This window comes from Vibrio sp. 10N.247.311.13 (assembly GCF_041467595.1).
Classification (GTDB): Bacteria; Pseudomonadota; Gammaproteobacteria; order Enterobacterales; family Vibrionaceae; genus Vibrio; species Vibrio crassostreae_C.
On sequence record NZ_JBFSUX010000143.1, the window covers coordinates 1 to 1158 of the forward strand.

Genomic DNA, 1158 nt, shown 5'->3' on the forward strand with positions numbered 1-1158 from the left:
GGCGTTCAAATCCTGACTCGCCTACATCGGGGTCTGTGATGGTCAGCTTGCCATCCGCATAGAGTGTTGTATTGCCAAGTGTGGCTATGCCTGAGTGAGCATAGTCAGGTGACATGTCGACACCCGCGCTGCTTTCGGTTATTGAACCAGTATCAACGCCAGCGATTTGGGCAGCATCGCCAACCGCCGAGAGCGTCGTTGATGCGCCAGTGTGGGTCACACCACCGTGGGCATCTTTGACATCATAGCTAAAGTGCACCGCTCCGTTGTAGTCTTTTTCTGGGGTAAAAGTGAACGTGCCATCGGCATTTAAGGCAATAGCACCATGGTCAGCCTGTAGGTTTTCAATGGATAGTTTGCCAATATCGTTGTCATCAACATCGCTAGTATTAGCCAGAAGCTGTGCTGAGGTGAGGACAATTTTGCTATCTTCCAAGCCATTCGCTAAACGTACTTCAGCTGACGCAACTGGCGCATCATTGGTGCCATGAACGGTCACTGTGATATCTTTTTTAGCACTGCCATCGATAGATTCAACGGTAAAGGTTTGCTGGAAGCTTTCCCCTGCGCCTAAATGTTGGACTTTATCATTGTCAATGTTGTATGACCAATGGCCTTGTGCGTTGATATTGAACTGACCACCTTCGGTGGTGGTGATGGTTTGTGCGATAAAACCGGCTTGGTCGTGATCCGGGTCAATGACCTGTAACGTGCCACCACTGCTGAGCTGATTGGTGGTATTGCCAAAGGAAGTATGATCTTCGTAAACATGATTATTTAGGCTGGAGTAGGGCGTCACTGCAATTTTTGCTTGGTTATCTTCACCGGTCACTTTCACCATAATGGTGAGCTTCTGACCATCAGTGGTTTCGACTTCGTAGGGGAGCTCCATCGACTCGCCAGCATGTAGGCTACTGATTAGATCGTCCGGATGATGATTGGTACCTGTATTTAATCTGAATTGATAAGTGCCATTAGGCCAAACATCAAGGTAACCAGGTGCAAACCCTTGACCTAAATATTTACCGCTAAAAACAAACTGAGTGTTATCGCCACTATCAGGGTCAATCAGCTGAAGCTGGCCTCTATAGGATTTAAATTCGCTATCCAGCGCTTGTGTTTCAGTGAGCTGAATGACATTAGAAACCAGTGTGGCTT

The 1158-nt window shown here is 47.6% G+C and carries 1 protein-coding gene; it reads right to left on the bottom strand.

Annotation, left to right across the window (positions count from 1 at the left end):
* The coding region (locus AB6E52_RS23075) for a VCBS domain-containing protein (RefSeq protein WP_372189996.1) at positions 1–1158 on the bottom strand (1158 nt) is incomplete at both ends.